Consider the following 609-nt stretch of genomic DNA (forward strand, 5'->3'; position numbering starts at 1 on the left):
TCTGTTAAATAGGCAATGTCGAAATTGTCCGTGGCCATACAAGCTGCGCTTTGCATAATCTGCAGCCAATAGATCACAGGGTATTTGTACCAATGGCCATGATAAAACGCGCCATCACTGGCATCGTTATCGCGACTTGTGACGCGACCGCCGATTTGGGGGGAATTACTCATGTCGAGTTTCATGCCCATGTTAACCATGCAGTAAGGGACGCGCGTCACGTCCACTAAGGTATCAGGTTCCCAGTAGCCGATATTCAAGCCAATTTGCATAAAAATAGGCGGCGGTTTGGGACAAAATGAAATGGGTGATACGGGGTTGCGCGTATCGGGTAGGCTCCCAGGAATAATAGGCACACTGCCAATGGTCATCGGGAAGATACACGACCAACAAATGTCGGTCATCGGGTTAACGAATGTGCCCGTACAGGCGGCCTGTGCGTTGGCTTGTGAAGGAATTAGACCCATCAATAAAGATAAGGCTACAAGCCACGCGAGTTTAATGTGCCGCATTGTTTGTTTCCTCCATGAATACGGGGAAATTGGACACATCCATTTCGCGCACTTGCCACATCACGCCCGCTTGCTTCACGACACTTGGAACGCGCTT

Annotated in this window: 1 protein-coding gene; it reads right to left on the bottom strand. The window is 49.8% G+C overall.

The genetic code is table 11. From position 1 onward, the window contains the following. Window positions 1-512: TraU family protein (locus NE536_RS22865; RefSeq protein WP_261274126.1), on the bottom strand; the 512-nt coding region annotated here is incomplete at its 3' end. Between the last annotated feature and the right edge of the window lie 97 nt (window positions 513-609).

The sequence above is a fragment of the Shewanella septentrionalis genome (assembly GCF_025370265.1).
GTDB lineage: Bacteria > Pseudomonadota > Gammaproteobacteria > Enterobacterales > Shewanellaceae > Shewanella > Shewanella hafniensis.